Source organism: Photorhabdus cinerea (assembly GCF_011189575.1).
Taxonomy (GTDB): Bacteria; Pseudomonadota; Gammaproteobacteria; order Enterobacterales; family Enterobacteriaceae; genus Photorhabdus; species Photorhabdus cinerea.
The window spans coordinates 41,131-48,310 of the sequence record NZ_PUJW01000027.1 but is presented as its reverse complement, the minus strand read 5'-3'; the positions used below and the strand labels follow the sequence as shown (position 1 = coordinate 48,310).

The 7,180-nt window shown below is 44.3% G+C and carries 6 protein-coding genes; 5 read left to right on the top strand and 1 reads right to left on the bottom strand.

What is annotated here, in order from left to right:
- Window positions 1–286 precede the first annotated feature (286 nt).
- A complete protein-coding gene (gene ubiF, locus C5469_RS19255; protein ID WP_207629225.1) occupies window positions 287–1,468 on the bottom strand; it encodes a 3-demethoxyubiquinol 3-hydroxylase in 1,182 nt (393 codons plus the stop codon).
- Between the two features lie 198 nt (window positions 1,469–1,666).
- Between ubiF and miaB the strand changes: the two genes are divergently transcribed.
- The 5 genes from miaB to lnt all read left to right on the top strand — a co-directional run bounded on the left by miaB (window position 1,667) and on the right by lnt (window position 7,117).
- Window positions 1,667–3,097, top strand: coding sequence for a tRNA (N6-isopentenyl adenosine(37)-C2)-methylthiotransferase MiaB (gene miaB, locus C5469_RS19250; protein WP_166310018.1), 1,431 nt, complete (start codon window positions 1,667–1,669; stop codon window positions 3,095–3,097).
- Between the two features lie 87 nt (window positions 3,098–3,184).
- The gene (locus tag C5469_RS19245) at window positions 3,185–4,162 is read left to right on the top strand and encodes a PhoH family protein (RefSeq protein WP_207629223.1); all 978 of its coding nucleotides are present in this window, start codon (window positions 3,185–3,187) and stop codon (window positions 4,160–4,162) included.
- Window positions 4,159–4,626: an rRNA maturation RNase YbeY gene (ybeY, locus tag C5469_RS19240; RefSeq protein WP_166310016.1), complete on the top strand. Its 468-nt coding sequence runs from the start codon at window positions 4,159–4,161 to the stop codon at window positions 4,624–4,626. The genes C5469_RS19245 and ybeY overlap by 4 nt, the downstream gene beginning before the upstream one ends.
- Before the next feature lie 72 nt (window positions 4,627–4,698).
- Window positions 4,699–5,580, top strand: coding sequence for a CNNM family magnesium/cobalt transport protein CorC (corC, locus tag C5469_RS19235; RefSeq protein WP_166310014.1), 882 nt, complete (start codon window positions 4,699–4,701; stop codon window positions 5,578–5,580).
- 7 nt (window positions 5,581–5,587) lie between these two features.
- Complete coding sequence (gene lnt / locus C5469_RS19230; protein ID WP_166310012.1) at window positions 5,588–7,117, top strand: apolipoprotein N-acyltransferase; 1,530 nt, start codon at window positions 5,588–5,590, stop codon at window positions 7,115–7,117.
- The last annotated feature ends 63 nt before the right edge of the window (window positions 7,118–7,180 follow it).

Genomic DNA, 7,180 nt, shown 5'->3' with positions numbered 1-7,180 from the left:
TTTATATTTTCGTTTTCATACTGTATATTCTTTCAAATTTTTATAACCAATTGATTTATATAGAACTTGCACCGGATTCTGATTCCGGCATTCCCAGGTTCAAATCCTGGTACCCCAGCCAGATTTAGAAAACCTGCCATATAGCGGGTTTTTGCCTTATGAGTTTCCTACCTTTGCTTTCTCTGTTTTTCCTTTCGCGCACAAATATACAGGCTGTCTACGTCATAGCTAAATCTACGACGTTATTAGTGGTTCCCCACCACTTCCAGCAATGCTAATTTACACGCTACAATCCCAATGCATATTTGAGCACCGCTTTTTTCATTACGCCAGCTCGCTGAGCTGCCATCAGCGCCAGATTACGTGCTACTTTCAACCCCAGTAATTCACTCCTGAACACGGTGTAAAATAGATCCATTCCAGCCTGCATCATCAGGTTATCTGGCATTCTGCAACGTTGGTAACGCATCAGAACTTCCAATGAATCCCATTGCTCTGTTAATTCTCTGGCCTTCACCAAAACATTAAGCAAAGTATTCACATCACGATAACCAAGATTTACCCCTTGTCCAGCCAGCGGATTAATTGTATGAGCAGCATCACCCAACAACACCAATCCTTCACGCACATAGCTGTTAGCATGATGACGAGTTAAGGGAAATGAGCCAGCTACAACTGGAGTCACTTTACCTAACCGCATAGGAAATGCCTGAAAAATCTCCTGCTCAAGTTGAGCCATTGACATTGTCTGTAACTGCCGTATACGCGCCGGTTTGTCATACCATACCAATGAAGCCCATTGACCAAATAGTGGGAGAAATGCTCTTGGACCTGAAGGAAAAAACTGCTGCCAAGTAATATCCTGTTGTGGCTGCTCTGTTTTTACCGTAATCAACATACAAGACTGTCTGTACTGCCAGCCATAGCTACCAATTCCAGCCATTTTACGAACCTGAGAACGGGCACCATCAGCGCCAACAATCAAACGGGTATTAATTTTAGTTCCGTCAGACAAAGTAACTAACCAACCTTCTTTCTGACGTTGCATAGATTGTAGGACTGCCGGGCACAGCAAAGTCAGAGCAGGATATTTTTCAAACTGTTGCCAAAGAGCCAACTGCAAAATACGGTTTTCAACCATATAACCCAACTCAGGCAACCCCAGGATTTTTGCATCAAACACTAAATTGGAATCATGCTGTTCCCAAGTTTCCAATTTACGGTACGGTACACCGCGCATCTGTAATACCGTATCCCATGCACCAAACTGTTTGAGCAAATCCACAGAAGCACAACTAATCGCCGACACGCGCACATCAGGATAACTCTGTGCATCATAAGGCTGTGGTAGCTGATGATCCAACAAAGCAACTGTCCAGCCTTCTTGAACCAACCCAAGCGCTGTCGCAGCACCTATCATCCCTGCCCCTACTACCACTACATCAAAAGTCTGTTGTAAATTATTCATATCAGTCATGCTATTAACTCATTGATTAACACAGTGTACCGGATTTTTGATCCTTCGGTAGAGAATATCCTGTTTAACAGTCTGGTCACTGCTCCTTCAAATGAATACAATATCCGACAACTTTATGCCTAATACACAACTGCTTTTGCAGTGCAGTAATACCTTTCAGCACTGTAGAAAGCCCGGATGCACAAGAAAATGTCGACGATAAAAAAACTGTATATTAAAACTTGGGGCTGTCAGATGAATGAATATGATTCATCTAAAATGGCCGACCTGCTGGAAAGCACTCACGGTTATCAGTTAACCGATGTCGCCGAAGAAGCAGACATTTTACTATTGAATACCTGTTCAATCCGTGAAAAAGCCCAAGAAAAAGTTTTCCATCAATTAGGCCGCTGGAAAAACCTGAAAGACACCAATCCAGATATTATTATTGGCGTAGGTGGTTGCGTGGCCTCCCAAGAAGGTGATTTCATCCGTCAGCGTGCCCAGTGCGTAGATATTATTTTTGGGCCACAAACACTGCATCGTTTACCTGAGATGATCAATCAAGTGAAAGGTACCCGCAGCCCAATTGTTGATATCAGCTTCCCGGAAATCGAGAAATTTGACCACTTACCTGAGCCTCGTGCTGAAGGCCCATCTGCATTTGTTTCCATCATGGAAGGCTGCAACAAATATTGTACTTTCTGTGTCGTACCTTATACCCGTGGCGAAGAAGTCAGCCGCCCATGTGACGATATTTTGTTTGAAATCGCCCAACTTGCTGCACAAGGTGTACGTGAAGTTAACCTTCTCGGTCAGAACGTGAATGCTTATCGTGGTGCAACTTATGATGGTGACATCTGTTCTTTCGCTGAGTTGATCCGTTTGGTAGCCGCTATAGATGGTATTGACCGCATCCGTTTTACCACCAGCCATCCCATTGAGTTCACAGATGATATTATCGCTGTTTATGAAGATACACCTGAATTGGTTAGCTTCCTGCATCTACCGGTACAAAGTGGCTCTGACCGTATTCTGACGCTGATGAAACGTGCGCATACAGCTCTTGAATATAAGAGCATTATTCGCAAATTACGTAAAGCACGTCCCGATATCCTGATAAGCTCTGACTTTATCATCGGCTTCCCAGGCGAAACCCAAAATGACTTCGAGAAAACTATGAAGTTGATCGCTGATGTCAATTTCGATATGAGCTATAGCTTTATCTATTCTGCTCGCCCGGGAACACCGGCAGCTGATCTGCCTGATGACGTCAGCGAAGAAGAGAAAAAACAACGTCTTTACTTGTTACAGCAGCGCATTAACCAACAGGCTATGAACTACAGCCGTGCTATGTTGGGCAGTGTACAACGTATTCTGGTTGAAGGAACTTCCCGTAAAAATGTGATGGAACTTTCCGGCCGTACTGAAAATAATCGAGTTGTCAACTTCGAAGGCCAGCCTGACATGATTGGCAAATTCGTTGATGTTGAAATTGTTGATGTCTACGCCAACTCACTGCGCGGTAAAGTTATCCGTACCGAAGATCAGATGGATCTTCGTATACACGAATCACCTGAGTCCGTAATAGCCCGTACCCGTAAAGAAGATGAAATCGGGGTCGGCACTTATCAGCCTTAAACATAGAGATAATCAGTGATTCAACAAACTCATTCACAAGTAGCAACTCAGGAAATTTTCCTCGAACCAGCCGATAATCAGCGCCTAATGAGCCTGTGTGGTCCGTTTGATGATAATTTGAAACAGCTTGAGCTCCGGCTGGGTATTGAAATCAACCGAAGAGATAACCGTTTTAAACTGATGGGTAAACCGCTGTGCGTTAGCGCAGCCACCAATATTCTACGCCATTTATATGTGGAAACTGCCCCTGTTCGTGGGGTAACCCCTGATATCAAGCCAGAACAGATTCACTTAGCAATTACAGAGAGCCGGGTTCTAGAACAAACCGCCGAAAGCATGCCTGACTACGGTAAGTCCGTTAATATTCGTACCAAACGCGGTATGGTAAAACCACGAACTCCCAATCAAACGCAATATATCGCCAATATTCTCAGCCATGATATTACGTTCGGAGTTGGTCCAGCTGGCACTGGTAAAACTTATCTCGCTGTTGCTGCTGCGGTCGACGCACTGGAGCGTCAGGAAATCCGTCGCATTCTGTTAACCCGGCCGGCAGTAGAAGCAGGCGAGAAACTGGGATTCCTGCCTGGTGACCTGAGCCAGAAAGTTGATCCATACCTGCGCCCGCTTTACGACGCCTTATTTGAAATGCTAGGTTTTGAAAAAGTTGAGAAGCTGATCGAACGTAATGTTATTGAAGTTGCGCCATTGGCTTATATGCGTGGACGAACCCTGAATGATGCTTTTATTATTCTGGATGAGAGCCAGAATACTACCATCGAACAGATGAAGATGTTCCTGACTCGTATCGGTTTCAACTCCAAAGCGGTTGTCACTGGGGACGTCACCCAAATTGACCTGCCTCGTGGACAGAAATCTGGTCTGCGCCATGCAATTGAAGTATTGTCAGGGGTCAATGGGCTGAGTTTTAACTTCTTCCACAGTGATGATGTTGTCCGCCATCCGGTTGTTGCCAAAATTGTCATTGCTTATGAAGAATGGGAAGCAACTGAGCAAAAACGCAAACAGACAATCAGTGAGCAACGCAAACAGGAAGCACAATGAGTTCAGTAATATTTGATTTACAAATTGCCTGTAAGAATTTACAAGGTCTTCCTGAAGAAACCCTATTCCAGCGCTGGCTGGACGGGGTTTTACCTCAGTTCCAATCTGAAAGTGAGGTAACAATCCGTATTGTTGATGAGGCAGAAAGTCACAATTTAAACCTGACTTATCGTGGCAAAGACAAACCAACAAATGTGCTATCTTTTCCATTTGAAGCACCACCAACGGTTGATTTACCTCTACTTGGTGATTTAATTATCTGTCGACAGGTAGTTGAAAAAGAAGCAGAGGAGCAACAAAAAACAGTAGAAGAACATTGGGCACATATGGTTATACACGGATGCCTACACCTGCTAGGTTATGACCATATCGAAGATGATGAAGCGGAAGAAATGGAATCTCTGGAAACAGAAATTATGCAAAAGTTAGGTTACTCCGATCCCTATCTTGCAGAAAAAGAGTAACCACCTACACCATTTTTATGCTAAAAAATATCAACAACAACTTATTTAATGGGAAATTTTCATTAAAACGCCATGAGCGACGACCATCCTTCAAGTAACGATAACCCTGGCCCTAAGAAAGGGTTTTTTACTCTTCTTCTTAACCAACTTTTTCACGGTGAGCCAAAAAGCCGTGATGAACTGGTGGAACTGATCCGTGACTCTGAACAAAACGATCTGATTGATCCTGATACCCGCGATATGCTCGAAGGGGTAATGGATATTTCCGATCAACGTGTCCGTGATATCATGATCCCCCGTTCCCAAATCGTTACCTTAAAACGTAATCAAACCCTGGACGAATGTCTGGATGTGATTATCGATTCTGCTCACTCACGTTTCCCAGTGATCAGTGAAGATAAAGATCACATTGAAGGGATTTTAATGGCAAAAGACCTGTTGCCATTTATGCGCACCGACGCCCCACCATTCAGTATAGATAAGGTTCTGCGTCAGGCTGTCGTTGTACCTGAAAGTAAGCGGGTTGACCGCATGCTGAAAGAATTCCGTTCTCAACGTTATCATATGGCCATCGTCATTGATGAGTTCGGTGGTGTATCGGGTCTGGTCACTATCGAAGATATTCTTGAACTAATCGTCGGTGAAATCGAAGACGAATATGATGATGAAGAAGATGTCGATATTCGTGCCCTGAGCCGTCATACCTATACGGTACGAGCACTGACTCAGATTGAAGACTTTAATGAAGCCTTTGGTACCCAATTCAGCGATGAAGAAGTGGATACTATTGGCGGTTTGGTTATGCAGGCATTCGGTCATTTACCAGCTAGAGGGGAATCTGTTGATATCAACGGTTATCTCTTTAAAGTTGCCATGGCCGATAGTCGGAGAATTATTCAGGTTCATGTTACGATACCGGACGATGCGCCAATGCCTAACCTTGAACAAGAATAGGGTCTGAATGAACAAAGCTTCATTATTACATTGCCAGCGATTTCGTACCTTGCTGGCACTATTTTTCGGAGCCAGTGGAACACTGGCTTTTTCACCTTTTGACTTCTGGCCTGCCGCTATTATCTCCCTGTTTGGGCTACAACTTCTGACTTTAAACAGAACACCCGGACAAGCGGCATTTATTGCTTTTTGCTGGGGATTCGGCTTATTTGGCAGTGGTATAAACTGGGTGTATGTCAGCATTGCTGATTTTGGTGGAATGCCAACCGCGGTTAATATTCTGCTGGTCATATTACTTGCCGCCTATCTCTCGCTCTATCCTGCTTTATTCGCTGGCTTACTCAACCGTTTCTTCACAAAAACGAACGGGGTCAGGCTGGCAATAGCAGCACCAGCACTATGGCAATTCACCGAATTTTTGCGAGGCTGGATTCTAACCGGTTTCCCTTGGCTACAATTCGGCTACAGCCAATTAGATGGACCAATGAAAGCCATCGCACCCATTTTCGGTGTTGAGGCAATTACATTCCTGTTAATGGCTCTGAGTGGATTATTGGTTCTGGCAGTTATACACAGAAACATCATCGCTGGCATTACCGCTATCGCACTTCTGCTATTACCGTGGTCAATACGTCATTACCAGTGGTATAACCTGCAACCTGAAAAAGCGGTTGATGTGGCGCTGGTTCAGGGAAATATCCCACAATCCCTGAAATGGGACCCCAATATGCTCAGTGAAACTCTGGACATCTATTTAAATAACAGCCGCCCATATATTGGTAAAACACCTATTATCATCTGGCCCGAATCTGCAATTCCATCACTGGAAAGTTATCAACGCGGTTTTCTGGCAAAACTGGATATGCTGTTACGTAATCAGCACACCAGCCTGATTACCGGTATCGTTGATGAAAGAGCGGTTGGTGACAGTTATAAGACCTATAACAGCTTGATTGTTCTGGGTGATAAAATACCTTATCAATATCCATCAACTACTCGCTACGATAAGCATCATCTGGTCCCTTTCGGTGAATTTGTCCCGCTGGAATCTCTACTCCGTCCTTTGGCGCCATTCTTCAACTTACCTATGTCTTCATTCAGCCGCGGCAATTACATTCAACCACAGCTTTCTGTTGCAGGATATAACCTGACCGCCGCCATTTGTTATGAAATTATATTGGGTGAGCAAGTTCGTGATAATTTCAAACCGGATACCGAATTCTTACTCACTGTTTCTAATGATGCCTGGTTTGGTAGTTCCATCGGTCCCTGGCAACATTTCCAAATGGCACGTATGCGTTCCCTCGAATTGGGACGCCCATTACTCCGTGGTACTAATAATGGCATTACAGCTGTTATTTCCCCTGATGGGAAAGTACAGGCAGCACTCCCACAATTTACCCGCAATGTTTTGGAAACTAAAGTGACACCCGCAACCGGGATAACACCCTATGCACGTTGGGGTAACTGGCCGGTATGGATAATTACCGTATTGTTTACCTTATTTGCCCTGATATATAACCGCCTTAAATCTTGATTCCGATATCCATGCACCAGAAGGGGGCAAAATTGCTCCCTTGCATCATGCAAAACAGACTAA

Coding starts and splice junctions, on each gene's coding strand:
- ubiF (WP_207629225.1), bottom strand. CDS start 1,468: ATGAATAATTTACAACAGACTTTTGATGTAGTGGTAGTAGGGGCAGGG.
- miaB (WP_166310018.1), top strand. CDS start 1,667: ATGTCGACGATAAAAAAACTGTATATTAAAACTTGGGGCTGTCAGATG.
- C5469_RS19245 (WP_207629223.1), top strand. CDS start 3,185: ATGAGCCTGTGTGGTCCGTTTGATGATAATTTGAAACAGCTTGAGCTC.
- ybeY (WP_166310016.1), top strand. CDS start 4,159: ATGAGTTCAGTAATATTTGATTTACAAATTGCCTGTAAGAATTTACAA.
- corC (WP_166310014.1), top strand. CDS start 4,699: ATGAGCGACGACCATCCTTCAAGTAACGATAACCCTGGCCCTAAGAAA.
- lnt (WP_166310012.1), top strand. CDS start 5,588: ATGAACAAAGCTTCATTATTACATTGCCAGCGATTTCGTACCTTGCTG.